This window comes from Actinoallomurus oryzae (genome assembly GCF_039541955.1).
GTDB classification, from domain to species: domain Bacteria; phylum Actinomycetota; class Actinomycetes; order Streptosporangiales; family Streptosporangiaceae; genus Actinoallomurus; species Actinoallomurus oryzae.
The window spans coordinates 142,012-166,809 of record NZ_BAABHF010000035.1 but is presented as its reverse complement, the minus strand read 5'-3'; the positions used below and the strand labels follow the sequence as shown (position 1 = coordinate 166,809).

Annotated in this window: 26 protein-coding genes; 18 read left to right on the top strand and 8 right to left on the bottom strand. The window is 72.5% G+C overall.

The annotated features are described in order from the left end of the window. The first annotated feature begins 5 nt into the window (after positions 1-5). From ABEA10_RS29335 to ABEA10_RS29305, 7 genes are all read left to right on the top strand, one after another. Positions 6-269 carry a UBP-type zinc finger domain-containing protein gene (locus ABEA10_RS29335; RefSeq protein ID WP_345469366.1) on the top strand — a complete coding sequence of 88 codons (264 nt, stop codon included), beginning with the start codon at positions 6-8 and terminating at the stop codon, positions 267-269. 192 nt (positions 270-461) lie between these two features. Further along, positions 462-1,007 carry a VanZ family protein gene (locus ABEA10_RS29330; protein WP_345469364.1) on the top strand — a complete coding sequence of 182 codons (546 nt, stop codon included), beginning with the start codon at positions 462-464 and terminating at the stop codon, positions 1,005-1,007. Positions 1,008-1,189: 182 nt separating this feature from the next. Then, on the top strand, positions 1,190-2,050 hold the full coding sequence (locus ABEA10_RS29325; RefSeq protein ID WP_329241067.1) for an STAS domain-containing protein: 861 nt from the start codon (positions 1,190-1,192) through the stop codon (positions 2,048-2,050). After that, positions 2,047-2,421, top strand: coding sequence for an STAS domain-containing protein (locus tag ABEA10_RS29320; RefSeq protein ID WP_345469362.1), 375 nt, complete (start codon positions 2,047-2,049; stop codon positions 2,419-2,421). Before ABEA10_RS29325 ends, ABEA10_RS29320 begins: the two co-directional genes overlap by 4 nt. Continuing rightward, positions 2,418-2,846 (top strand): anti-sigma regulatory factor, encoded by a 429-nt coding sequence (locus ABEA10_RS29315; protein WP_345469360.1) that lies wholly within the window; start codon positions 2,418-2,420, stop codon positions 2,844-2,846. The genes ABEA10_RS29320 and ABEA10_RS29315 overlap by 4 nt, the downstream gene beginning before the upstream one ends. Positions 2,847-2,913: 67 nt before the next feature. Beyond that, the gene (locus tag ABEA10_RS29310) at positions 2,914-3,960 is read left to right on the top strand and encodes a SpoIIE family protein phosphatase (protein ID WP_345469358.1); all 1,047 of its coding nucleotides are present in this window, start codon (positions 2,914-2,916) and stop codon (positions 3,958-3,960) included. Further along, on the top strand, positions 3,957-5,687 hold the full coding sequence (locus ABEA10_RS29305) for a PP2C family protein-serine/threonine phosphatase (protein ID WP_345469356.1): 1,731 nt from the start codon (positions 3,957-3,959) through the stop codon (positions 5,685-5,687). The genes ABEA10_RS29310 and ABEA10_RS29305 overlap by 4 nt, the downstream gene beginning before the upstream one ends. A 51-nt stretch (positions 5,688-5,738) precedes the next feature. Here ABEA10_RS29305 and ABEA10_RS29300 read toward each other — a convergent pair whose 3' ends face one another. Then, on the bottom strand, positions 5,739-6,227 hold the full coding sequence (locus tag ABEA10_RS29300; RefSeq protein WP_345469354.1) for a MarR family winged helix-turn-helix transcriptional regulator: 489 nt from the start codon (positions 6,225-6,227) through the stop codon (positions 5,739-5,741). A 111-nt stretch (positions 6,228-6,338) separates the two neighbouring features. Here ABEA10_RS29300 and ABEA10_RS29295 point away from each other — a divergent pair, with 111 nt between their 5' ends. Then, entirely contained in the window at positions 6,339-7,508 is a 1,170-nt protein-coding gene (locus tag ABEA10_RS29295) for a PP2C family protein-serine/threonine phosphatase (protein WP_345469352.1), read from the top strand. 27 nt (positions 7,509-7,535) lie between these two features. Here the strand turns inward: ABEA10_RS29295 and glpK (ABEA10_RS29290) are convergent, their stop codons facing one another. Further along, the gene (gene glpK, locus ABEA10_RS29290; protein WP_345469351.1) at positions 7,536-9,044 is read right to left on the bottom strand and encodes a glycerol kinase GlpK; all 1,509 of its coding nucleotides are present in this window, start codon (positions 9,042-9,044) and stop codon (positions 7,536-7,538) included. A 22-nt stretch (positions 9,045-9,066) separates the two neighbouring features. Continuing rightward, the gene (locus ABEA10_RS29285) at positions 9,067-9,825 is read right to left on the bottom strand and encodes an IclR family transcriptional regulator (protein WP_345469349.1); all 759 of its coding nucleotides are present in this window, start codon (positions 9,823-9,825) and stop codon (positions 9,067-9,069) included. Between the two features lie 297 nt (positions 9,826-10,122). Between ABEA10_RS29285 and ABEA10_RS29280 the strand changes: the two genes are divergently transcribed. The 3 genes from ABEA10_RS29280 (at position 10,123) to ABEA10_RS29270 (ending at position 14,271) form a co-directional block, all read left to right on the top strand. Continuing rightward, positions 10,123-10,953 carry an MIP/aquaporin family protein gene (locus ABEA10_RS29280; RefSeq protein WP_345469347.1) on the top strand — a complete coding sequence of 277 codons (831 nt, stop codon included), beginning with the start codon at positions 10,123-10,125 and terminating at the stop codon, positions 10,951-10,953. Positions 10,954-10,983: 30 nt separating this feature from the next. Beyond that, positions 10,984-12,501 (top strand): glycerol kinase GlpK, encoded by a 1,518-nt coding sequence (gene glpK, locus ABEA10_RS29275; protein WP_345469345.1) that lies wholly within the window; start codon positions 10,984-10,986, stop codon positions 12,499-12,501. A gap of 63 nt (positions 12,502-12,564) precedes the next feature. Continuing rightward, complete coding sequence (locus tag ABEA10_RS29270; RefSeq protein ID WP_345469343.1) at positions 12,565-14,271, top strand: glycerol-3-phosphate dehydrogenase/oxidase; 1,707 nt, start codon at positions 12,565-12,567, stop codon at positions 14,269-14,271. Between the two features lie 266 nt (positions 14,272-14,537). Here ABEA10_RS29270 and ABEA10_RS29265 read toward each other — a convergent pair whose 3' ends face one another. Continuing rightward, positions 14,538-14,750 carry a hypothetical protein gene (locus ABEA10_RS29265; protein WP_329241034.1) on the bottom strand — a complete coding sequence of 71 codons (213 nt, stop codon included), beginning with the start codon at positions 14,748-14,750 and terminating at the stop codon, positions 14,538-14,540. A 456-nt stretch (positions 14,751-15,206) separates the two neighbouring features. Here ABEA10_RS29265 and ABEA10_RS29260 point away from each other — a divergent pair, with 456 nt between their 5' ends. Both ABEA10_RS29260 and ABEA10_RS29255 read left to right on the top strand, forming a co-directional pair. After that, a complete protein-coding gene (locus ABEA10_RS29260) occupies positions 15,207-16,085 on the top strand; it encodes a universal stress protein (RefSeq protein ID WP_345469340.1) in 879 nt (292 codons plus the stop codon). A gap of 115 nt (positions 16,086-16,200) precedes the next feature. Next, complete coding sequence (locus tag ABEA10_RS29255) at positions 16,201-17,172, top strand: Acg family FMN-binding oxidoreductase (protein ID WP_345469338.1); 972 nt, start codon at positions 16,201-16,203, stop codon at positions 17,170-17,172. Between the two features lie 18 nt (positions 17,173-17,190). Here the strand turns inward: ABEA10_RS29255 and ABEA10_RS29250 are convergent, their stop codons facing one another. Together ABEA10_RS29250 and ABEA10_RS29245 are read right to left on the bottom strand one after the other, a co-directional pair. Next, the gene (locus tag ABEA10_RS29250) at positions 17,191-17,847 is read right to left on the bottom strand and encodes a response regulator (protein WP_285580394.1); all 657 of its coding nucleotides are present in this window, start codon (positions 17,845-17,847) and stop codon (positions 17,191-17,193) included. Between the two features lie 157 nt (positions 17,848-18,004). Next, positions 18,005-18,592, bottom strand: a complete 588-nt coding sequence (locus tag ABEA10_RS29245) for an Rv1733c family protein (protein ID WP_345469334.1) — start codon at positions 18,590-18,592, stop codon at positions 18,005-18,007. Between the two features lie 252 nt (positions 18,593-18,844). On the opposite strand from ABEA10_RS29245, the gene ABEA10_RS29240 reads away from it, so the two are divergent. Both ABEA10_RS29240 and ABEA10_RS29235 read left to right on the top strand, forming a co-directional pair. Then, positions 18,845-19,711 (top strand): universal stress protein, encoded by an 867-nt coding sequence (locus ABEA10_RS29240; RefSeq protein ID WP_345469332.1) that lies wholly within the window; start codon positions 18,845-18,847, stop codon positions 19,709-19,711. Positions 19,712-19,828: 117 nt separating this feature from the next. Further along, positions 19,829-20,545, top strand: coding sequence for a PIG-L family deacetylase (locus tag ABEA10_RS29235; RefSeq protein WP_345469331.1), 717 nt, complete (start codon positions 19,829-19,831; stop codon positions 20,543-20,545). A gap of 238 nt (positions 20,546-20,783) precedes the next feature. On the opposite strand, the gene ABEA10_RS29230 is transcribed toward ABEA10_RS29235, so the two are convergent. Both ABEA10_RS29230 and ABEA10_RS29225 read right to left on the bottom strand, forming a co-directional pair. After that, positions 20,784-21,536 (bottom strand): HAD family hydrolase, encoded by a 753-nt coding sequence (locus ABEA10_RS29230; RefSeq protein ID WP_345469329.1) that lies wholly within the window; start codon positions 21,534-21,536, stop codon positions 20,784-20,786. Positions 21,537-21,629: 93 nt separating this feature from the next. Further along, positions 21,630-21,845: a V-type ATP synthase subunit F gene (locus ABEA10_RS29225; protein WP_329241012.1), complete on the bottom strand. Its 216-nt coding sequence runs from the start codon at positions 21,843-21,845 to the stop codon at positions 21,630-21,632. A gap of 329 nt (positions 21,846-22,174) precedes the next feature. Between ABEA10_RS29225 and ABEA10_RS29220 the strand changes: the two genes are divergently transcribed. The 3 genes from ABEA10_RS29220 (at position 22,175) to ABEA10_RS29210 (ending at position 24,793) form a co-directional block, all read left to right on the top strand. Next, entirely contained in the window at positions 22,175-22,969 is a 795-nt protein-coding gene (locus tag ABEA10_RS29220; RefSeq protein WP_345469327.1) for a GAF domain-containing protein, read from the top strand. Positions 22,970-23,028: 59 nt separating this feature from the next. After that, positions 23,029-23,193: a hypothetical protein gene (locus ABEA10_RS29215; protein ID WP_345469326.1), complete on the top strand. Its 165-nt coding sequence runs from the start codon at positions 23,029-23,031 to the stop codon at positions 23,191-23,193. A 133-nt stretch (positions 23,194-23,326) separates the two neighbouring features. Beyond that, on the top strand, positions 23,327-24,793 hold the full coding sequence (locus ABEA10_RS29210; RefSeq protein ID WP_345469325.1) for an FAD-dependent monooxygenase: 1,467 nt from the start codon (positions 23,327-23,329) through the stop codon (positions 24,791-24,793). Positions 24,794-24,798 lie beyond the last annotated feature (5 nt).

The window sequence follows — 24,798 nt, the reverse complement described above, 5'->3', positions numbered from 1 at the left end:
CCGCGATGTCCGAGACCTGCCCGCACGTGGTCACCCTGCCCTCCGGCGTGACCCCGTCCACCACGGCCGGCTGCGAGGACTGCCTGCGGACCGGATCCCGCTGGGTGCACCTGCGCGAGTGCCTGAGTTGCGGGCACATCGGCTGCTGCGACTCCTCGCCCAACCGGCACGCGCGGGCGCACGCCGGTACGGCCGGTCACCCGGTCGTCCGCTCCTTCGAGCCGGGCGAGGACTGGCGCTGGTGTTTCGTGGACGAGACCTTCGTCTGACCGGCGCGGTCCGTCAGAACGTCACCGGCACGCACGGATCACGCGAAACCGGAGGCGCCTGGGACGGATAGGGCGTCCGGGATTGGGGATTGCTAGGTCGTGTCCACGACGAAGCCATCATCCGCGTCCCGGAAGCCCGCGTCGAAGACGGACTCGTCCCAGAGAGCCAGACCCCCGGCGAAAAAGACGGCCATGCCGTCCACAGGAAGGCGCCGTGGCGACTCCTCGGCGAAGAAGGGGTCGTCCGCGAAGAAGCCCGGAAAGAAGCCCGGGAAGAAGAACGCCCGATCCTTCTCGTCGTACCTGGTGCGCGGTCTGTGGATCCTCATGGGCCTCGCCGGCGTCGTGGCCTTCGCCTGGGTGATCACCCGGCTCACGCTCCGGCCGGAGCCGGGCGCCGGCAAGTACGTGCACGACAACACCCATCCCGGGCAGACGCTCCGGCTCTATCTCGACCAGCCGAGCGTCAAGGCCGCGCTGCTGGAGATCGGGGGCAACATCGTGCTGCTCGCGCCGCTCGGCGTGCTGCTGCCGGTCCTGTCCAACCGCTTCCGCGGCCCGCTGCGGATCCTCCTCACGGTCGCGTTCGTCTCACTCTGCATCGAGACCGTGCAGGGCACGGTGATCGCCGGACGCGCGTTCGACGCCGACGACGTCATCCTCAACACGTTGGGCGCGGTCGTGGCCTACCTTCTGATCGGCCGCCGCGTCGCGCGCTGGGCGCACCGCGCGACCTGACGCGCGTTGTAGGTGGCGATTCGATACGATTGTCGCTTGGCAAGCTTTTGCGTGACCCCGGATGCGGGGCGGCCGTTCCGGGCGCGGTCGGCGGGTGACGCCGCCGGTCCGGTGCGGCCGGGCCAGGCGGGCGCGGGGGCGCCGGCTCCGTCGGTTCGATCAGGTAACCAGGGAGAATACGGGTGACTTCGGTGGATTCAGACGGCTCTGGGGCCGCGACGGTCGCGCAGGTTCTGGAGACGCGCGGCGAGCAGGTGGCACAGCAGTGGGCGGACCTCCCGCTCTTCCGCAACGTCTACACGACCGGCCGTGACGCGGCCGTGGCGGCGGCGCACCGGCTCGTGCAGGTTCTGGCCGAGGTCGCCCGCCACGAGCGCCTCGACGACACCTCCGCGCCCGGCTTCGAACGCGTCCGGCCGCACCTGGCGCAGATGGTCACGGGGCGCACCCGGTCCGGCGCCACACTCCAGCAGATCACCGCCGAGGTCGCCGACCTCAAGCGTCCCGTGCTCGAGATCGTCGCCCGCGAGCCGGGCGGTGCCGACGGCGCGGTGCCGCTGGCGACGGTGGAGCTCATGGGCACCCTGCGGGTCGTGGTCATGGAGATCGCGCTGAGCGAGGGCGCCGAGATCATCGACCGGCAGCGCCAGCAGCTCCTCGAGCTCTCCACCCCGGTCATCAAGCTGTGGGACCGGGTGGTCGCCGTGCCGCTGATCGGCACCCTCGACAGCGCCCGCACGCAGGTGGTGATGGAGACGCTGCTGCAGGCGATCGTCGACCAGAACGCCGACATGGCGATCCTCGACATCACGGGCGTGCCGATGGTCGACACCGTCGTCGCGCAGTACCTGCTCAAGACCGCGATGGCGGTGCGCCTCATGGGCGCCGAGTGCGTCATCAGCGGCATCCGGCCCCAGATCGCGCAGACCATCGTGCAGCTGGGCATCGACCTGGGCGACATCTCCACGCGGGCGACGCTGGCCGACGCCCTGGGGTGGGCGCTGGAGAAGGCGGGCGTCTCCGTCGTCGTGGGGCAGGGGTGACCGCGGATGCGGGCGCGGGGCGCGTCTCGGTCCTGCGCATGGGCGAGATCCTCATCGCCGCCATCCAGCAGGAGCTGACCGACGAGTCCGCGCTCGCGCTCCAGAGCGACCTCACCGAGATGGCCGCCGCCGGCGCCCGCGGTGTGGTCATCGAGATCTCCGGCGTGGAGATCGTCGACTCCTTCCTCGCACGTGTCCTGTCGGAGATCGCGGCGGCGACGAACATGCTCGCGGGCCGTACGGTGGTGGCGGGGATGCGTCCCTCCGTGGCCATTACGCTGGTGGAGATGGGGCTCAGCCTGCGCGGGCTGGAGACCGCGCGCTCGCTGGAAGACGCGATGGCGCTGTTCCAGGGACAGGCCGGTCGATGAGCCTGGACGAGGTGACACGGCTGGAGATCGGCAGTGACGTGCAGATCGCCGGGGCACGTCAGGCCGTACGCGAGGCGGCGGTCGCCGCGGGCTTCAGCCTGGTCGAACAGACGAAGATCGTCACGGCCGCGAGCGAGCTCGCCCGCAACACGCTCGTACACGGCGGTGGCGGCCACATGGAGCTCGCCGTGGTGGAGAACTCCGGCGGCCGTGCCATCCGGCTGACCTTCACCGACGACGGACCGGGCATTCCCGACGTGGACGCCGCGCTGTCCGACGGCTACAGCACCGGCAACGGCCTGGGCCTGGGCCTCGGCGGCGCGCGCCGCCTGGTACAGGAGTTCACGATCGACAGCAGGCCCGGCGGGGGGACGACCGTGACCGCGGTCGCCTGGTCGCGTACGGCCCAGAGGGTGCCGCGATGAGCGAACGCAGTGAGCGAATCGGCAACACGGCGCCCCTGTGGTCACACCTTCCGACGCAGGAGGACTCATGACCGGCCGGGTGATGGTCACCGAGGCGTGGAACGTCGCCGTGACCGACGACAGCCAGGTGCACGGCGCCGCCGCCGCGGCCTCGGCCGCCGCGCTGGCCGCCGGCCTGGACCCGAACGACCTCGCCACCTGCGAACTGCTCGCCACCGAGCTGGCCACCAACCTCGTGCGCCACGCCGTGGACGGACGGCTGCTCGTCAACGTCTTCGGCCGGGGCGCGGTGCAGCTCGTTTCCGTCGACCGCGGCCCCGGCATCCCCGACGTGGCCGCCTCGCTGACCGACGGCTTCACCACGAGCTCGTCGCTGGGAGCCGGGCTCGGAGCGTGCCGGCGCGGGGCGGCGCAGTTCGACCTCTACAGCCGGGTCGGGCAGGGCACCGTCGCGCTGGCGCGCGTCGGCCCGGCCGCGGCGCAACCCGCCGGATCGGTCGAGGTCGGCGGCCTCATCTCTCCGCATCCGGACGAGTCGGCGGTCGGCGACGGCTTCGGGCTGGCCTGGGACGGCGACCGCATGACCGTCGGCGTCGTCGACGGCCTGGGCCACGGCGTCAAGGCGGCAGAGGCGCGGAGCGCGGCGCTGGACCTGCTCGAACGGCAACCCGCCCTCGACTCCGCCGGCCTGCTCAGCGAGATCGACCTCGGCCTGCGGGTCACCCGTGGCGCCGCCGCGGCGATCGCCCAGATCGACGGCTGGTCGCGCCGGCTGAGCTTCGCCGGCATGGGAAACGTCACGGGCCGGCTGTTCCGGCCCGGCACCGACCAGGCGCTCGTCTCACGGCCCGGCATCCTCGGCGCCGGCCACGGTCCCCAGGTCGCCACCCGCACCCGGTCGCACAGCGTCGTCTCGGCGGACTGGCGGGCGCCCGCCGTTCTCATCCTGCACACCGACGGCATCACGAGCCGGTGGAACCTCGCCGACTATCCGCGTGCCGACCACCATCATCCGGCGATCCTCGCGGCCCTGATCTGGCGTGACGCCCTGCGCGGCAACGACGACGCCGCCGTTGTCGTCGTCCGCACGGCACCGGAGAATGGGTCTCGATGAGCCAGCGGATCCACCATGGGCCGGTCACCGACCCGGCGGCCGCCCTGACGGCCGTCGCGGAGGCGATGAGCCGGTTCGGCGTCGCCGCCGACGAGAGGCCCGGGTTCCTCGCGACGGTCGCGCGGGCGGTGCGCGACCATCACCCCGGCGGCCGGCTGACGCTGACCGTCGGTGAGTCGTACCTGCGGGCGACGGTGGGCGGCGGCGGGGGAGCCGACCGTACGGCCACGGCGCCGATCAACGCCGACGGCGGGGCCGGAGACGACGACGCCGGGAGGTCGGTCGGGGTCGGTTGGTCGGGCAAAGGTGGCGGCACCGCGCTGCTCGACCTCATCATCGAACAGCACGAGGCCCTCGGCTGGCACCGGCAGGAGCTGGAGCAGACCAACCAGGGCGTGCTCGCGCTCCACGCCGAGCTGGCCGAGACCACCGAACGGCTCCGCCACGCCGGCGAACAGCAGCGCCGGCTGCTCGACGCCGAGCGCGCGGCCCACGCCGCGGCCGAGGCCTCGCGCGCCCGGCTGGCGTTCCTCGCCCACGCCGGCGCGGTCCTGTCCGAGTCGCTCGACCACGAGCAGATCCTCGGCCGGCTGCGCGGCATCGTCGTCCCGCGCCACGCGTCCGCGATGACCGCGTGGCTGGCCCGCGAGCCCGGACTGCTGGAGCCGCTCCCGCCCACGGCCGGGGCCGAGCGCCCCCCACCGCTGGTGGAGAAGGCCTTCGCCAGCGGCCGGGCGCAGCACGCCACCCGCGCGCCGGGCGACGAGCCGGCCGCCGCGGGTGTCGACACCACCTTCGACCGGCAGCAGCTCCTCGCCATCCCGCTGATCTCGCGCGGCACGACGCTCGGCGTGCTGGCCGCCGAGCCCCCGGAGGACTCCTTCGGCGCCGAAGACGTCGTGGTCTTCGGCGAGCTGGCCCGGCTCGCCGCCGCCGCCACCGACAACGCCCTGCGCTACGAACGCGAGCGTGACGTCGCCGAGATCCTCCAGCGCGCCATGCTCACCGACCTGCCGGCGGCCGGGCGGCTCCGGTTCACCGCCCGCTACCTGCCCGCGGAGGCGGGTCTGAACGTCGGCGGGGACTGGTACGACGCCTTCGAGCGCCCGGACGGCGACATCGTCGCCGGGGTCGGCGACGTCACGGGCCACGGCCTGCAGGCCGCCGCCCTCATGGGGCAGCTGCGCACCACGCTGCGCGCGTACGCCGTCGACGCCGGCGGGCCCGGTGAGGTGCTCACCCGCATGCACCGCATGCTGTCGCACCTGCAACCGGACGACCTGGCCACCGCGGTGCTCGTCCAGGTGTCGCCCGACGGCCTGCTGCGCTGGTCCAACGCCGGGCACCCGCCGCCCCTGGTCCGCGCGCCCGACGGCACGGTCACCGTGCTGGAGGGCCACGACTTCCTGCTCGGCATGCCGCTGGAGGGCGCCGACCTGCGGGAGTTCGGCATCCGGCCCGAGCCCGGCTCGATCGTGCTGTTCTACACCGACGGCCTCATCGAGCGGCGTGGCGTGCCCCTCGGCGACGGCATCGACCGGCTTGCGCGCGCCCTCGGCCGGGCGAAGGGCGATCTGGACGCGGTCGCCGACAGCGTCCTGTCCGAGATGCTGCACGACAGCGCGCGCGAGGACGACACCTGCCTGCTGATGTTCCGGATCGGACCGCGGCCGGAGGACCCCCGCCGCGAGACGGAGAACGAGGACGCGGTGACCGACGATCCTTGAGGGACGGTGCCCGAGGCGGTCGGTCGGGCCGGCGCGGTCAGGCCGGCGCGGTCAGGCGGGCATCGAGAAGGACTGCTCCGAGCCGGGCGTGCCGGGCCGCGACTGCGCGCCGGCGGCGTTCTGGAACTCGGTGAGGCCGGTGAGCAGCGCCTGGCGGGCGCCCACGGGCATCTGCGCGAGGACCTTGGTGATCTGCTCCTGCCGCTCGCGGCGTACGCGATCGAGGAGCGCCTCGCCGTCGGGGCTCAGCCGGATCGCGATCTCCCGCCGGGACTGCTGGCCGGACTCACGTACAATCAGCCCGGCGGCCTCCAGGCGGTCACACAGCCTGCTGGCCGACGACAGGAGCGCGCCGAGCTCGTTCGCCAGGCCACTGAGATTGATGGCCCCGCTCTGCTCCACGACGAAGAGAACACGCAGCTGGGTCGCTGGCACCGGCACCCCGGGCGCGTTCTGCGGACCGGTCCAGATCCGGACGAGCGCCTCGGCCGCAAGATCGATCGCAGCAGCGCTTTGTGACAGCTGCGATGAATCACCCACATCCGCCACCATACCCCGCCTGTCACCCATCGCGCGTGTGCAGTCACTCCTCATGCGCCGCACGAGACACCTGCCCCCGCGCGCGTGCGCCCGACCGACCGAGACGAGATCATGTCCAAAGACCAGCTGAGCACCGTCGAACGCGCCATCTGGGAGGCGCAGCCACACGCCTTGGCGGGGACCGTGGCGACCGTGATCGAACAGGCCTACGGAGCGGCCTCCGTGGACCTGCTCCTCGCGGACTACCGGCTCGACTTCCTCGTCCCCGTGGTCTCCGGGCGGCCGGCGTTCCCCATGGACGGCACGTCCGCCGGGCGCGCGTTCGCCGCGCAGGAGCCGGTGACGGCCAAGTCCGAGGACGGCGGCGCCTGGGACCTCCACCTGCCGCTCGCGGTGTGGGGCGACCGCAGCGGCGTCCTCACGGTCGCCCTGCCGGGCGAACCGGACACCGCGACGCGCGAGGAGCTGTGCGCGGTCGCCGGCGTGGTGGCCCGCGCGCTGAAGATCGCCGACGCGGGCACCGACGTCTTCCGGCGTGCCCGGCGGCGCACCCGGCTCACCCTCGCCGCGGAGATCCAGTGGGAGCTGCTGCCCGGACGTTCGTGCGTCACCGACGAGTACCACCTCGCCGGGCAGCTCGAGCCCGCCTACGCGATCTGGGGCGACAACTTCGACTGGTCGACCGCGGCCGAGCACCTGACCGTGTCCGTGACCAACGGCATGGGACGGGGCGCGGAGGCGGCGCTGCTGACGCAGCTGGCCGTCGGCGCCCTGCGCAACGCCCGCCGGTCCGGGGCCGACCTCGTCGACCAGGCGACGCTCGCCAACGAGACGATCTTCAACCAGCACCACGGGCGGTGGCACGTCTCCACGCTCCTGCTGCGGTTCGACGTGGCGACGGGCCGGGTCGGCGCCGTCGACGCCGGGTCACCGAAGATCTTCCGGATGCGGAACGGCACGGTCGAGCCGGTCGGGCTGGAGGCGCAGCTTCCCCTCGGCATGTTCGACGACACGCGCTACACCGAGCAGGAGTTCGCCGTCGAGAGCGGCGACCGCCTCGTCATCTTCAGCGACGGCTTCCACACCGCCCGCTCGCCGCGCGGTGAGGCGTACGGGGCCTCGGCGCTGGCCGCCGCGCTGCGCCAGACACAGCTGCAGAGCCCGTCGGAGGCGGTGCGCACGCTCACCCGCGGCCTGCTCGACTACCATCGCGGGGCCGAACTCGCCGACGACGCGGTCGTGCTCTGCCTCGACTGGAAGGGCCGGGCCGCCGGCCGGTGACCGCGTTCGCCGGCGTCCGCGATTCCGTCAGCTCTCCGGCTTGATCCAGTCGAAGGTGCGTTCCACGGCCCGGTGCCAGTTGTCGTACTCCACCTCGCGCCGCGCGGGGTCCATCGCCGGGAGCCACTGGGCGGCACGGTGCCAGTTGCGTCGCAGCCCCTCCAGGTCGGGCCAGTAGCCGACCGCGAGCCCGGCGGCGTACGCGGCGCCGAGCGAGACGGTCTCGGCGGCCATCGGCCGGATCACCGGCACGTTGAGGACGTCGGAGATGAACTGCATGAGCAGGTTGTCGGCGGTCATGCCGCCGTCCACCTTGAGCGCCTTGAGCGCCAGGCCGGAGTCGGCGTTCATCGCGTCGACCACCTCGCGGGTCTGCCAGCCGGTGGCCTCCAGCACCGCCCGGGCCAGGTGCCCCTTGGTGATGTAGGAGGTCAGGCCGACGATGATGCCGCGGGCCTCGCTGCGCCAGTACGGCGTGAACAGCCCGGAGAAGGCGGGCACGATGTAGCAGCCGCCGTTGTCGTCCACCGTGCGCGCCAGCGTCTCGATCTCCGGGGCGCTGCCGATGATGCCGAGCCCGTCGCGGAACCACTGCACGAGCGCGCCGGTGATCGCGATGGACCCCTCGAGCGCGTAGACGGCCGGCTCCGAGCCGATCTGGTACCCCACCGTCGTGAGCAGGCCGTGCGCCGAGCGGACCGGCTCGTTGCCGGTGTTGAGCAGCAGGAACGCGCCCGTGCCGTACGTGCACTTGGCCTCGCCGGGGGCGAAGCAGGTCTGCCCGAACAGCGCCGCCTGCTGGTCGCCGAGCGCGGCGGCGATGCGCACGCCGGGCAGCACGCGCCGCGCCGGGCCGTACGTCTCGGTCGAGGGCCGGATCCGCGGCAGCATCGCCCGCGGCACGCCGAAGAAGTCCAGCAGCTCGTCGTCCCAGTCGAGCGTCGTGAGGTTCATCAGGAGCGTGCGGCTCGCGTTGGTGACGTCGGTGACGTGCAGGCCGCCGTCGGGACCGCCGGTGAGGTTCCAGATCAGCCAGCTCTCCATCGTCCCGAAGAGCACGTCGCCGCGTTCGGCGCGTTCGCGCAGGCCGGGCCGGTTGTCGAGCATCCAGCGGATGCGCGGGGCGGAGAAGTAGGTCGCCAGGGGCAGCCCGCAGCGCTCGCGGACGATGTCGGCCCGCGGGTGCGCGGCCAGCTCGTCGACGAGGCGGTCGGTGCGCGTGTCCTGCCACACGATCGCATGGCCGATCGGCCGGCCGGTGTGCCGGTCCCACATCACCGTGGTCTCGCGCTGGTTGGCGATGCCCAGGGCGGCGACCTGGTCGGGGGTCGCCCCCGCCTGCGCGACCGCCTCCGGGGCGATCCGTTCGAGGTTGCGCCAGATCTCCATCGCGTCGTGCTCGACCCAGCCGGGCCGGGGAAAGTGCTGCTTGTGCTCGCGCTGCGTCACCGACACCAGGCGCCCGCCGTGGTCGAAGAGGATGCATCGCGTGGACGTCGTACCCTGGTCGACCGCCATCACGTAGCGCTCTACCATCGCGTCCCCACCTCCACGGGCCTCACCAGCGGGAGGCCCCGAGATCTCGGGAGACCGCGCGCGCGGCGTCGCGTACGCCGGTCACCAGCGTCGGTTTCGGCCGTCCCCCGGGGCCACAGATCCGTTCGACCGCGCCGGTGATGCCCATGGCGCCGACGACCAGGCCTCCCTGACCTCGGATGGGAGCGGCGACGCCCGCCTCCCCGACCGTCATCTCCTCCACTTCGGCGGCCCATCCCATGTCACGGACCTCGGCCAGCATGCGGGCGAGCTCGCGGGGAACGGTCGTGGTACGCCGGGTGAACGGTTCGAGCTCGCCGTGCAGTGTGGCAGCCGCCCCGTAGGCCAGCAGCACCTTGCCCAGCGCCGTCGCGTGGGCGGGCAGGAGCGCGCCGACGTCGAGGGTCTGCAGGGTGTCGTCGGGCCGGAAGACGTGGTGGACGACGAGCACCTTGCCGTCGAGCGGCGTGCCGATACGCACGGCCTCGCCGCTGCGCGCCGCGAGCGCGTCCGCCCAGTTGATCGCGCGGGACCGCAGCTCGTTCACATCGAGGTAGCTCGTGCCCAGGTGCAGCAGCGCGGCGCCGAGCCGGTACTTGCCGGTCTCCTCGTCCTGCTCGACGAAGCCGACGCCCTGGAGGGTGCGCAGGATGCCGTGAGCGGTGCCGCGGGCCAGGCCGAGCGAGCCCGCGATCTCACTCACCCCGAGCCGGCCGGAGCCGCGCGCGAGCAGGCGCAGGATCGCCGCCGCGCGCTCTATCGACTGAACCGGACCGGGCACGAGGCGGATGATACGCCATGTCGTCACATATTCGACAATGTCGACATTGTCCAGGCTCTGTAATCGCTCGAACGCCCCTCGTAGTGACCCACGTCACCTCGAAACACCCTCGGAGACCGACCGGAGCTGGCAACGCAGGGTGCCGTTCGACAATGTCGGCACGTGTCTGTTGACCCTCCGCCCGCGCCGACCTACCGTCCGGTCAGCCGTGAGAGGCGTGGTCCCGGCCGGGAGCCCCGTCCTTCACGCACGGTGCCTCGTGACGCCCGGACCGGGTGTCGTATTCAAGGAGGAGACGTGGCAGAGCGACTGAAGAATCATGGGCTGGCCGGTGAGCTGGCCGCGGAATTCGCGGGGACGCTGATCCTCATCTTGTTCGGGGTCGGCGTCGTCGCGCAGGTCGTGGCCACCACCGGCCTGGGCGATCACAACAGCATCGCGTGGGCGTGGGGGCTCGGCGTCACGTTCGGCGTGTACGTCGCGGCGCGGATCAGCGGCGCCCACCTGAATCCCGCCGTCACCGTCGCGCTGGCCGTGTTCCAGGGCTTCTCCTGGCGCAAGGTGGTGCCCTACTCGATCGCCCAGTTCCTGGGGGCCTTCCTGGCCGCGCTGATCGTGCGGTGGAACTACACCGAGGTGCTCGCCAAGTTCGACCCGGGGCACACGATCAAGAGCCAGTTCGTCTTCTCCACCCTGCCGGGCAACGGCGCGCTTCCCGTGCACACCTGGGGCGCCTTCCGCGACCAGGTGATCGGCACCGCGATCCTGCTGTTCCTGATCCTCGCCGTGACCGACCTGCGCAACACCGCGCCCGCCGCCAACCTGGCACCGTTCATCATCGGCCTGATCGTGGTGGCGATCGGCATGGCCTTCGGCACGGACGCGGGCTACGCGATCAACCCGGCGCGTGACTTCGGACCGCGGCTGGCCTCGTTCTTCACCGGGTACGGCGGCGCGTTCCGCGACCAGTACGGCGACCTGTACTTCTGGGTGCCCATCGTCGGCCCGATCATCGGCGCCGTGGTCGGCGCGGGCCTGTACAAGGTGCTGGTCGGGCGGTTCCTTCCCGTCGAGGGTCCGGAGGAGCCCGGGCGTACCCCGAACGACCCGGAACTCGAGCACGCCTGAGTTCCCCCAGCAGAAGAAAGGCGACCTTCCATGGCCGACTTCGTCGGAGCCGTTGACCAGGGCACCACGAGCACGCGTTTCATGATCTTCGATCACTCGGGCAACGAGGTGGGCAAGCACCAGCTCGAGCACGAGCAGATCCTGCCCCAGCCGGGCTGGGTGGAGCACAACCCCGTCGAGATCTGGGAGCGCACCCGCTCGGTGATCGAGACCGCGCTCCACAAGACCGACCTCACCGCCGCGGACCTGGCCGCGGTCGGCATCACCAACCAGCGCGAGACCGCCGTCGTGTGGAACCGCCGCACCGGGCGTCCCTACTACAACGCGATCGTCTGGCAGGACACCCGTACGGACCGCATCGCCTCCGCGCTCGACCGCGACGGCCGGGGCGACGTCATCCGCAACAAGGCCGGGCTCCCGCCGGCCACGTACTTCTCCGGCGGCAAGATCCAGTGGATCCTGGAGAACGTCGACGGCGTACGCGAGGCGGCCGAGGCCGGCGACGCGATCTTCGGCAACACCGACACGTGGCTGCTGTGGAACCTCACCGGCGGGGTGAACGGCGGCGTGCACGTCACCGACCCGACCAACGCCAGCCGCACGATGCTGATGAACCTGGAGACGCTCGACTGGGACGACGAACTCCTGTCGTTCTTCGGCGTCCCGCGCTCGATGCTGCCGGAGATCAAGCCGTCGTCCAACCCGGATTTCTACGGCAAGACCCTGGCGAACGGCCCGTTCGGCGGCGAGGTGCCGCTGTCCGGCGACCTGGGCGACCAGCAGGCGGCGACGGTCGGGCAGGTCTGCTTCGGCGTCGGCGAGGCCAAGAACACCTACGGCACCGGCAACTTCCTGCTGCTCAACACCGGCAACGAGCTGGTGCGCTCCAAGAGCGGGCTGCTGACCACGGTCTGCTACCAGTTCGGCTCGGACGCCCCGGTCTACGCCCTGGAGGGCTCGATCGCGGTGACCGGGTCGGCGGTGCAGTGGCTGCGCGACCAGCTCGGCATCATCTCCGGCGCGTCGCAGAGCGAGACGCTCGCCCGGCAGGTCGAGGACAACGGCGGCGTCTACTTCGTGCCCGCGTTCTCCGGCCTGTTCGCCCCGTACTGGCGGTCCGACGCCCGCGGCGCCATCGTCGGCCTGTCCCGCTACAACACCAACGCGCACCTGGCGCGGGCCACGCTCGAGTCGATCTGCTACCAGACCCGCGACGTCGTCGAGGCGATGCGGCAGGACTCCGGCGTCGCCCTCGACGTGCTGCGCGTCGACGGCGGCGTGACCGCGAACGAGCTGTGCATGGAGCTGCAGGCCGACATCCTCGGCGTGCCGGTGTCCAAGCCGGTGGTCGCCGAGACCACGGCGCTCGGCGCGGCGTACGCGGCGGGCCTGGCGACCGGGTTCTGGCGCGACACCGAAGAGCTCAAGCAGAACTGGAACGAGGACAGGCGCTGGGAGCCGCGGTGGAGCGACGACCAGCGCGCCACCGGCTACGCCGGCTGGAAGAAGGCGGTCGACCGCACCCTCGACTGGGTCGACGTGGACTGAACCGTTCGGGGCGGGGCGTCGCGTGGCGCCCCGCTTTTCACAACGACTTCGAGGAGCCCGACGATGAAACCCGCATCCCTGGGACCGGCGGATCGCGCACGCGCCGTGCGCGAGCTGGCGGACCAAGAGTTCGACGTGCTGGTCGTGGGCGGCGGCGTGGTGGGCGCGGGCGCAGCGCTCGACGCCGTGTCGCGCGGCCTGTCCGTGGCGCTGGTCGAGGCCGCGGACTGGGCGGCCGGCACCTCCAGCCGCTCCAGCAAACTGATCCACGGTGGCCTGCGCTACCTGGAGCAGCGCGACTTCCATCTCGTACGCGAGGCGCTTCGGGAGCGCGCCCTGCTGCTGACGAGGATCGCGCCCCACCTCGTCCACCCCGTGCCGTTCCTGTACCCGCTCAAGCACCGGATGTGGGAGCGGTTCTACGTCGGCGCGGGCATCGGCCTGTACGACACGATGGGCGGCGCCGGGGCGGTGCCCCGCCACCGCCACCTGAGCCACCGCCACGCCCTGCGGGTGGCGCCGGCGCTGCGCGGCGACGCGTTCGTCGGCGCGATCCAGTACTTCGACGCCCAGGTCGACGACGCGCGCTTCACCATGACCCTGGCGCGTACGGCCGCCGGCTACGGCGCCACCGTGGTGACCCGGGCCAAGGCCGTCGGCTTCCTGCGGGAGGCGGACCGCGTCGTCGGCGCGCGAGTCCACGACCTGGAGAACGACCAGGAGATCCAGGTCCGGGCCCGGCACGTCATCAACGCGACCGGCGTCTGGACCGACGAGGCGGGCCGGCTGGCGAACGCCCGCGGAGGCCCCGCGGTGAAGGCCTCCAAGGGCGTCCACTTCCTGGTGCCACGCGACCGGATCCGGCTGGACACCGGCCTGATCCTGCGCACCGAGAAGAGCGTGCTGTTCGTGATCCCGTGGGGCCGCCACTGGATCATCGGGACCACCGACACTGCCTGGGACCTGGACAAGGACGAGCCGGCCGCGAGCCAGGCCGACGTCGACTACCTGCTCGACCACGTCAACGCCGTGCTGCGGACCCCGCTGAGCCCCGACGACATCGAGGCGGTGTACGCCGGGTTGCGCCCGCTGCTGTCCGGCGGCGCGGACGACACGGCCAAGCTGTCCCGCGAGCACAGCGTCGCCCAGCCGGTGCCCGGGCTCACCGTGATCGCCGGCGGCAAGTTCACCACCTACCGGGTGATGGCCGAGGACGCGGTCGACGCCGCGGCCGCGGATCTGCCCACCACCGTGCCCTCCTCCGTGACGGGCCGCGTGCCGCTCACCGGCGCGGTCGGGTACGAGGTGCTGTGGAACGAACGCCACCGGCTCGCCCGGCGCAGCGGCCTGCACGTCGCCCGCATCGAGCACCTGCTGAACCGGTATGGCTCATGCGTTCACGAGATTCTGGAGCTGATCGAGCGGGATCCGTCGCTCGGCGAGCCGATCACCGCCGCCCGGGACTATCTGAAGGCCGAGGCCGTGTACGCGGCGTCGCACGAGGGAGCCCTGCACCTGGAGGACGTGCTCCGGCGGCGGACCCGGGCCGCGATCGAGGAGTGGGACCAGGGCACCGCCGCCGCGCCGGAGATCGCCGGGCTCATCGCGCCGGTCCTCGGCTGGGACGACGAGACGGTGAAACGCGAGACGGACCACTACTTGCGGCAGGTCGAGGCGGAGCGACGCGCCCGCCGGGAGGCGGACGACGCCGCCGCGGCGGCCGCCCGCCGCGAGGTTCCCGGCCTGTTCACCGAGCGAGCCGCCTCCTGATCAAGACGGAGAGCCGTACCGCATGAAGTCGGCGCCTTCCGACTCGAAGGGCGCCTGCCCCGGGACCGCCGGGGCGATCGGACGGCGCTCCGCACATGGCCGTCCCGGGGCCGGTGATCCGGCCCCGGGACGGCGGACCGGAGCGTGAGGGCCGTGGTCCGAGGTGAGGCGGCGGTCGTGGATCGGTACCGGTGGGGGGTTGGGGGCCTCGCGCTGGTCGGGGCGAGGCCCCTCCGGTCGGTCACCGGGCGGGTGCGGTCAGACCGTCAGCACCAGTCCCAGCAGTCCCAGTCGCAGTCGTCGCAGCAGTCCCAGCCGCAACCCCATCCCCACGCGGCGAGGCTGCCGAGATGCTGAGCGGTCGCCGGGGCGCTCATCGTGGCCGCGCCGGCGGGGGTCGCCGCACCCATCGTCAGTGCGGCCGCGCCCGCGAAGGCCGCACCGGAGATGGCTACCGCGAGTCGCTTCGAAATCGCCATGGAAACTACCTCCCTGGTTGGTACCGACGGCATGACGGGTCATTGTCACACCAGGCAATTTGTGCCATTTGTGGCTCCATCGCCTAATTCAACATCACATGTCCGGTTCGTCAGGGGCAATACTGACTGGGGGTTGTATGCCACAACTTGACCACTATTGGAGTGGTATGTCGGGGCCGCTTTAAGCGCGGAAACGCCCTGGTGGCGGCGGGTCACCGGGCCGGCGGCGGTGATCGGCGGTCACCGGATCCGAACCGCCGGGATGACGCGGGTGTTGGCCTCGCATGGTCCTTTCATGGCCGGCCGGAGAAGTGGCCGCGATGGACGGTCGAGGACGCCGCCCCAAGGGACCATCGGCGCGTGCGTGGGACCTTACGGCCCTGAGTACGACGGCGATGCCGCGCCTGAGATGGAGATGTGAGGGGGCCGGGCCGTCAGAGGCCGGGAGGGACGCTCATGCATCCGATCATCGTGGGCGCGGACGGCTCGCGGGACAGCCTGCGGGCGGTCGGCTGGGCCGCCGGCGAGGCGGCCCTGCGCGGAGCACCGCTGCGGATCGTGCACGCCGTAGCGCCCTGGCTGTACGACCGGAACGTGGACTCGCGCCTGGTGTCCGTGCGCGAGTGGCTCCTCGCCGGGGGTCAGGAGGTCGTCGGGGCGGCGGTCGAGGCCGCGCGGGCACGTGCGCCGGACCTCGACGTCGACGGCGAGATGGTCCCGGCGGGAGCGTCCCGCGCCCTGATCGAACGGGCGCGCGACGCCTCGCTCGTCGTGATCGGCGGCCGCGGCGCGGGCTCGGTCGCCGGCCTGCTGCTCGGATCGACCGCGCTGCAGGTGGTCACGCACGCGCCCGTACCGACCGTCGTCGTACGCCACGTCGAGCCCGTCGACCGCGGGGAGATCGCCGTCGGCGTCGACGGGCCGCTGGGGGATCCGGCGCTGGCCTTCGCGTTCGAGGAGGCCGGCCTCCGCGGGACGCGCCTGCGAGCCGTCCACGTCTGGTCCGACCCCGGCGCGGTCGGCCTCGGCGGGATGACTCCGCTGGTCTACGACATCGACATGATCGGCGCCGAGCACAAGCGCCGGCTGAACGACGCGCTCGCGGTCTGGCGGGACAAGTTCCCCGACGTGGAGGTGGTCACCGAGGTCGTCCACGGGCGCCCGGTGCGGATCCTGTCCGGAGTGTCCGCGCGCTGCGACCTTCTCGTGGTGGGCACGCGGGGGCGCGGCGGGTTCGCCGGCCTCATCCTCGGCTCGGTCAGCCACGGTCTGCTGCACCACGCCCACTGCCCACTGGCCGTCGTGCCGTCCGGCGGTGGCCGGACCACCCGGTGACCCCGGGGTGACGCCTGAGCGTGCCGCAGGTCCCCGTTCACCGGGACCTTCGTCTCTGCACGGGCCGGGTGTCCGGATGGTGCGCTGAAGACCTACGGAGGGACCAGGAGCGTACATGGATACCGTCGAGACGCCGCGCGCCGACGAGATCGCGCACCATCTCGTCGACGCTGCGGTGTGGGCACCGTCGGTGTACGACACCCGGCCGTGGCGGTTCGGCACCCGCGGTTCGACCGTCACCGTGCACACCGACCCCGAACGCCGGCTGGAGGTGGCCGATCCGGACGGCCGCGAGACGATGATCAGCTGTGGCGCGGCGCTCTACACCCTGCGCCTGGCCATGCGGGATCTCGGCCGGATACCCCAGGTGCGCATACTGCCCGACCCGGACCGGCCCGACCTGATCGCCGAGGTCGGCGTCGGCGGCGAGCGGCCCGCCACCGCCGAGGAGCGCCAGATGTACGCCCAGATCCGGCACCGGCACACGCACACCGGCGGGTTCCGGCCGGGCGGGCTGCCCATCGGCCTGCTCCAGGCCCTGCGCACCCACGCCTACTGCGAGCAGGTGTCGCTGCGCATCGTCGCCGATCCCCGCGCGCGGATCGCGCTCGCCGCGCTGACCGAGGCCGCCGAGCAGGTGCAGCGGCAGAACCCGGCGTACGCCGCGGAGGTGGCCCGCCTGGCCCCGCCGCCCGGCGGGGCGCCCGAGGAGACCTGCCCGAGTGAGTCGGCCCACCTGGAGGCGGACTTCGCCGGCCGTGACTTCGCCCGCGGCCAGGGATGGGGCGGCGCCGCCAGCGAGAACCGGGACGCGACGGGCGTCGTGGCGGTCCTGCTGACGGACGGCGACACGCGCGTCGACCGGCTGCGCGCCGGGCAGGCGCTCCAGCGGATCCTGCTCTGCGCCGCCGAGTACGAGGTGTCGGCCGCCTTCCACGGCCAGGCGCTGGAGTTGCCGGAGTTGCGGGAGTTCATCCGCACCCGGTTCTGCGACCAGGCCTACCCGCAGATGATCCTGCGGCTGGGGATCGCCCACGCGAACGTGGTGCGCCGGTCCGTCACCGAGCTGACGCGGGGCGAGCTGTGATCGTGCGTCCCCCGGCGATCATTCGTCCCGCGACCGGTCGCCCGCGGCCTTGAGCTGGGCGACGAACGCCGCGGCCTGGGTACGGCGGCGCATGTCGAGCTTGGTGAACAGGTTCGAGACGTAGTTCTTCACGGTCTTCTCGGCCAGGAAGAGCCGCTCGCCGATCTGGCGGTTCGTCAGCCCCTCGCCGATGAGCTCGAGGATCTGGCGCTCCTGGTCGGACAGGGTGGACAGCGGGTCCTTGCGGGTCTGGCGCTCGCGCAGGCGGTGCAGCATCTGCGCGGTGCTGTGCGGGTCGAGCAGCGACTGCCCGGAGGCGACCGTACGGACCGCCGCGACCAGGTCCGACCCGTGGATCTGCTTCAGGACGTACCCGGCGGCCCCGGCCATGACCGCGTCGAACAGGGCCTCCTCGTCGGAGAACGACGTCAGCATCAGGCACGCCAGGCCCGGCAGCCGGGAGCGGATCTCCCGGCACACACTCACCCCGTCGCCGTCGGGCAGCCGTACGTCCAGGACGGCGACGTCGGGCCGTACGGCGGGGATCCGGGCGATGGCGTGCGCGGCGGTGGCCGCCTCTCCGACGATCTCGATGTCGGATTCGGACTCGAGCAGCGCGGCGACACCGCGCCGGACCACTTCGTGGTCGTCGAGCAGGAAAACCCGGATCGTCATGGCCTGGCCTCGCCATCCGTGCGGGCCGGCGGACGCCGGCCTGTGTCCTCACGTTAGGAGGCGTTCCTCGGATCACCGTGATACGAACGTCGGAGATCCTGCGGACCAAGGTCCCTTGCGAACACGCCGCGCCGTGCTCCCCGTGCGGGGCGGCGGGTCAGGGCAGGCCCGTCCAGCGCGGTGCCACGGCGGCCCACTCGCGCTCCCACAGCTCGAGCCGGCGGCGGTCCAGGCGGTGCTCGATGAGCATGCGGGCGGCGGAGAACAGCAGCGCGAGCAGCGTGAGGGCGGTCGTCGCCGCCATGATGCTGTCGGCGACCGTCTGGGAGTGCTTGCGCGGATGAGTGGTCAGCCGTCCGGTGTGATCGATCCAGATCGTGCGATGGATGCCGATCGCCTCGCCGCCCGTCGCCGGGACGACGGCGGTGTGGTAGGTGCCCGCCGGGTCGTGCCAGCCGATGCGGACGGTCTCGTCCAGCACTCCGCGGGAGCCGGTCGGGGACGTGTCGACGACCACGGCCTCCACCCGGTGCCGGGTCTGCGCCTGCACCCGCTCGGCGCGCAGGCCCGCGCCGCCGGCCAGCCGGGCGGTCACGATCACCGAGAGCGGCGCGAGAATGACGAAGAGAAGGCCGAGAATGATCATTGCCCGGACGTGCGTGCGGTCGACCGGACGGCGCAACGGGTTGCCGTCGGGGCGCACGTAACGGATCACGCCCAGCAGCTTGATCGTGAAGGTTCGCATAGACACCTCCGTTACGGCCTTTATTCCGCAGACTAGGCGGTTCGACCCCTTCTCGGGAGGGGCGCTGGTCCCCGTGGACTCGGCCGAGGGTCCCGCAGGTCGCGGGCTTTGGCCTCTGACCTGCTTCTACCGGGTGCGATGGTATCGGTGCGGCGCGTGAGGGCGGGACAGGGCCGGGCGGGCCGGTCGCGGGGGACTTTCGGCCTCTTCTGGCGTGTCGCGGCCATCGCCACGCTGAAGAGGGGAGGGGACATGGACCGGTTCGACGGATCGTACGTGCTGGTCGGCTTCGACGGGTCCGCGGTGAGCGAGCGGGCCCTGCGCTGGGCCGTCGACGAGGCGCGCCTGCGTCGCATGCCGCTGATCGTGTGCCACGCGTGGCACTGGCCGTACCCCGTCCCGCCCTCCGGTCCCCAGGCGGTGGAGACGGTGCGCAGGATGGCGCAGCACACCCTGGACCGGGGGGTCTTCATCGCCCAGGAGGCGTCCCCGCGTACGCCGGTACGCGGCCGGCTCGCCGACGGGCCGGCGCCGGCGATGCTGGTCAACCAGTCCAAGAACGCCTCACTCGCGGTGATCGGCACTCACGGCGCGGGCGCCTTCGCCGGGCTGGAGGCGGGTTCGTCCGCGGTCCAGCTGCCCTCGTACGCGCACTGCCCTGTCGTGGTCGTGCGGGGCACGCTCGACCGCAGCCGCCCGGTCGTCGTGGGCGTGGACGGCTCGGCCGCCTCGGACGCGGCGCTCGCGTTCGGCTTCGAGGAGGCGGCGCTGCGGGGTCTGGCGCTGCGCGCGGTGTTCGGCTGCTGGGAGCCCGAGGCGATCGCCTCGGCCGAGATGTCGATGATCACCGACCCGGACGAGCTGCGGATGATGGCCGCGGGCCGCCTCGAACGGACCGTGTCGCCCTGGCGGGAGAAGTACCCGTACGTCGACGCGGACACGGTGCTGTCGCTGCGGACCCCGCGGCACGCACTCCTGGAGGCGGCGGACTGCGCGGCGCTGATCGTGGTGGGCGGACGGGGGCTCGGCGGGGTCGCCGGCCTGCGCCTCGGCGCGGTCGCGGCGGCCGTGCTGCAGCACGCCCCGTGCTCGGTGGCGGTCGTGCGGCCGCGGAGCTGACCTTCGGCGGTCCCGGACGGGCCCGGGGTCCCGCCGGGCGGGGACCTTCGCCGGTCACATCGCCGTCGCCGTACGGCGATGCTCGAAAAAGGGAGTAAGACAGGGGGCGCATCACCAATGACCGCGGATGCCGGAATGTGGCCGTCGGGAACACTCGGGCGGCTGCCGGGCGCCAAGTGCGTCCTGGCCGTCGTGGCACGGCCGGGCGACGAGGCCTGTTACCTCGGCGCGGTGCTCGACGCCTTCCGCCGCAACGGCAGCCAGGTGAGCGTGCTCGCGATCAGCCGCGGGGACGCGTCACCGTACAACGACTCCATGGAGCGGCTCACCGCCGTCCGGCCGTACGAGTTCGACGCCGCCGCGAGCGCGCTGCGGGCGTCGCACTGCATGCTGGCCGACTATCCGGAGGCCGAGCTGCGCCGGCTGCCGGTCGCCCGCCTCGCCGAACGCGTGATCCGCATGGTGCGTGAGTGGCGCGTCGACCTGCTTCTCACGGTCGACGGACGCCTCGGCGACCGCATCGCCGCGTGCGTGGCCTGCCACGCGGGCCGTGAGCTCAACGTTCCCGTGCTCGGCTGGACGCTGCCGCACGACGTGGCCAAGGTCGTACGGGAGACGACGGGGCTGTCGGTGACCGGCGACGCGGATTTGCGGATCGACTTCGAGCTGCGGGTCCCCCGCAACGCCCAGCAGTACGCGATGCGCGCGCACGGCAGCCAGGCGCGCGGCGACGGCACGCATCTCGCCCGGCTGGCCGTCCAGGGCGACCGCGAATGGCTGCGCTGGCTGGTGCCCTGCGGGGACGTGGCGGAGAAGGAGAAAGGGCGAGCCTGATCGACCGCCGGATGCCCCGGCACCGGCCCGGCCGCCACACGCCACGCTTCGACCGTCAGCACAGGCATGCCCCGGCCGTCAGCCCGCATCCGGCCGTCAGCCGTCAGCCGTCACCAGCACCGGTACCACCGGTATGTCGCGGCCGTCAGCCGCATGCCCCGGCCGTCAGCAGCGTGATCCGGCGTTCAACGCGGGCACGCCGGATCACCGGCCCGGCCGGGCCGCGTTCCTCCTCCGCTCAGGCGTAGGCGGCGTGGCGGCGGGGGCCGACGCTCAGCTCGGACAGGTCCGTCACGACGACGTCCGCGCCGTGTTCCCTCAGCCTTCCGCCGCCCAGGCGGTCGACGCCGACGACCAGGCCGAACCCGCCGCGCTTGGCCGCCGCCAGGGCCGCCGGCGACTCCTCGACGACCGCCGTGTGACGCGGCTCGGCGCCCAGCCGCAGCGCGGCCCGTACGAACAGGGCGGTGTCCGGGCAGAACGGAAGCCGCGTGCCCGGCGCGCGCAGGCCGTCCAGGACGATGTCGAACATGTCCACCACGCCGGCGTTTCTCAGGATCTCGGTGCCGTGCCGCTGCGTGCACACCGCCGCCGTGCGGATGCCGCGCCGGTGGGACTCCCGGATCAGCGTGACCGTGGAGGCGAACGGACTCACCCCGTGCCGGTGGACCTCGCCGAGGAAGAACTCCTCGTGCCGGATCATCAGCCCCCGCAGGTCGTCGTAGGGCAGGTAGATGCCACGGGAGGCCAGGAAGTCCCGTGCCCCCGCCAGCCGTGGCTTGCCGTGCGTGTAACGCAGAAAGTCGGTCCGGACGTCGAACGGTACGAAGTCGGTCTCGTGGCTCGCCGCGTACGTGCGCAGGAAGGGGTCGAACACCGTCTTCCACGCTCCGGCCGATGTACGCGCGCTGTCGATCACCACGCCGTCCACTCCGAAGATCACCGCTGTTATGTCGCCGCTGAGTTCACACTCCCCGGATCTCATGTGCATGGCCCGCTCACCTCATTCCCCCGCTGGGCCTGTCTCCTAGTCTTCCCGCCGCGCCGGGGCGGCGACCGCGCGGGGGCCCGGAATCTGGCCTGCTCACGGCGGCATCACCGCCGTGAGCGGCCACGACGCCGTCCGGCCGGCCAGGGTCCGTGCCGCGCGCGAGGTCAGCACTACGACGGCGACGTCATCGCCCAGCGACCGCCAGGCGGCGAGTACGGCCTCGGGCTCCTCGGCGGGAATGACGATCGCCCCCGCGAGACCGAACTCAAGGACTTTTCCGCGTTCCCCGATAATCGCGATCTTCGCCATTTCCCGCCTTTCCGAACGAGAACTGCCGGAGGAGGAGAGCGCCGGCGGCGACACGCCGATCGCGACGGGCCCAGCGCATGTGAACCATGGTCGGTGGTGAGGGCCGGTTCGGGGCAGGGCCGCACGGAAGTCGGCTAGAGGACCTTCGCCCCGGTTCGCCCCGGCGGCCCCGCGCGGCCCGCCTCATCCTGCGGCCGGTGAGCCGCCGTGGCCGCGGGACCTTCGCCCCGACTCCGGCATACCGGTAAGGGGCGACCGGAATGGTGGTGACGTCCCGCATATATCCCGTCGGCGCGCGGAGTTCATCGATGATCCTTTAGTGTGCGTGCGTGCGCATTCCCCCCAGACGACGGCTTTACATCACCACGACCGTCGGCGTCGCGTCCGTGGCCCTGGTGGCGATCTCCGGGGCCGAGGCGGGCGACGCCGGCCCGTGGAAGCCCTGGTGGATCGCGCTCGGCGTGGTGATGAGCGTCGTCGGCGCGGCGGTGCCCGGCTACGAGCAGATCCGCAAGGAACGCCAGCGCAAGACCGCCGAGCAGGCGTCCATCGACGCCGCCGTCGAGATGCGTGTCACGATCAACGACGCGCTCGACCCGATCGTGCGCCAGCTGGGACGCATCGCGACCACCACCAACCGCCAGGAGCGGGGGAACCTGCGGGAGGCGACCGTCCCCATGGTCCTCGGCTCGGCGGCGCAGCTGATCAAGGGCCGCCGCGTACGGGCCTGCCTGTTCCGCCTGGAGGACGGCAGCCCGAAGAAGCTCGTGCCCGCCCAGTACGCCGGGCGCGCGGACGCGCCCGTGACGGTCTTCACCGAGGGCACGGCCGAGGGCGACTCCGTCTTCGCGATGATCCAGCGCAACGAGCACGCGCACTCCGACGACGTCGACCGCGATCCGCCGGAGGGCTGGCACGGGTCGGCCGAACACGGCTACCGGTCCTTCCTCGCCGTACCGGTCGTGGCCGGGCAGACGCCGTACGGCATGCTCACCGTGGACGCCATGAACGTCGGGGGAGTGAGCCGGTCCGACGTCCCGTTCGTCCGCCTGCTGGCGGGCCTGCTCGCCGACGCCCTCGCGTACGGGACGAACGACGAGGGGCTCCTGCGGCTCGTACGCTGAATCGGTTGACCTTTCGTCCGGCGTTCCGGACACTGACGGAAGAAAGGGGAGTGGGGGCTATGCCGGGCGACATCGTGGTGCAGGACTCCGACGATCGGTCGGAGCGGATGATCAAGGATCCGGGCCGCTACTTCGCCGAGGCGCGCGAGCGTGCCGAACGCGAGATCCGGCGCGAGGCCGAGGTGCGCAAAGACGCTTCCGGCCACGACGAGCCGGGCGAGTAACCGCTCGGGGGCCGTCCGCGGCCGGGCGGCGAGGCCGGAAGACACCGCCGAGGTGCGAAGGGCCCGTTTCGGGGGAAGGTCGTTGTCAGTCACACACGGTTGACCGCTGGTGGCGACGACCCAGGGGGAACGCATGCGGCCCGACACAGACGTGCTCATCGTGGGCGGCGGGCCCACCGGCCTGATGCTGGCCGGCGACCTTGCCGCCGCCGGTGTCTCGTGCGTCATCCTCGAACGCCGCGACCAGGAGTCCAACCTCACGCGTGCCTTCGGCGTGCACGCGCGCACCCTCGAACTGCTCGACGCCCGCGGGCTGGCCGACGACCTCGTCGCGACGGGCGTGCCGGTGTCCAGCCTCGGCCCGTTCGGCCTGCGGTTCCTCTCCCTGCCGACCCGCTTCCCGTACGTGCTGATGACGCCGCAGTACGAGACCGAGCGCGTGCTCGCCGACCGCGCGCTCGCGGCCGGGGCGATGATCGTGCCGGGCGCCGAGGTGGTGGCGCTGCGCCAGGACGCCGAGGGCGTCGACGTGACCGTGCGCGAGGCCGGCGGCGCGACGCGCACGCTGCGGGCCCGCTACGCCGTGGGCACCGACGGCGTGCGCAGCACCGTACGCCGCGAGCTCGGCCTGCCGTTCCCCGGCCGGTCGGCGGTGCGCTCGGTGATGATCTGCGACGTCCGGCTCCTCGAGCCCCCGCCGGAGACGGTGACGGCGCGGGCCACCGGCGCGGGGTTCGTCTTCATCGCGCCGTTCAGCGACGGCTGGCACCGCGTCATCGCCTGGAACCGCCGCAACCAGCTCCCCGACACCGCACCGGTCGACTTCGAGGAGGTCCGCCGGGTCACCCGCGCGGTCCTCGGCAGCGACCTCGGCATGCACGACCCGCGCTGGATCTCGCGGTTCCACAGCGACGAACGCCAGGTGCCGCACTACCGCGACCGCCGGATCTTCCTCGCCGGAGACGCCGCCCACGTGCACTCACCTGCCGGGGGCATGGGCATGAACACCGGTCTGCAGGACGCCGTCAACCTCGCCTGGAAGCTCGCCGCCGTGATCCAGGGCTGGGCGCCGGAGGGGTTGCTCGACACGTATCACGACGAGCGGTACCCGGTCGGCCGGCGTGTCCTGCGCACGAGCGGCACGATCCTGCGCGCGGCCCTCCTGCGCCCGCGCGTGCTGCTCCGGCTCCGCGACACCGCCCTGCGGGTCGCGTCGAGCCTGCCCCCGATCGCGCGGCGCATGGCGGGCGCGATCTCGATGATCGACCTCGCCTATCCGGCGCCGCGCGGCTCGCATCCCCTCGCCGGCCACCGCGCGCCGGACATCCCGCTGGCGGGCGACGCCCCCCGCAGGCTGTACCGCGCGCTGCGTCCCGGCCGCTTCCTGCTGGTCGTCCCTCCCGGCACCGACGGCTCGGCGATCGCCGCCTGGCGCGATCGGGTCGACCTGGCCACCGCGGGCGGCCCGACCCGCACGACCGTCCTCGTACGCCCCGACGGCTACATCGCCTGGGCCGCGGACGGGCCCGGCGCACGGACCGGCGTACGCACGGCGCTACGCCAGTGGTGCGGCCCCGCCACGGGCCGCGTCGCGCACTGACGGCC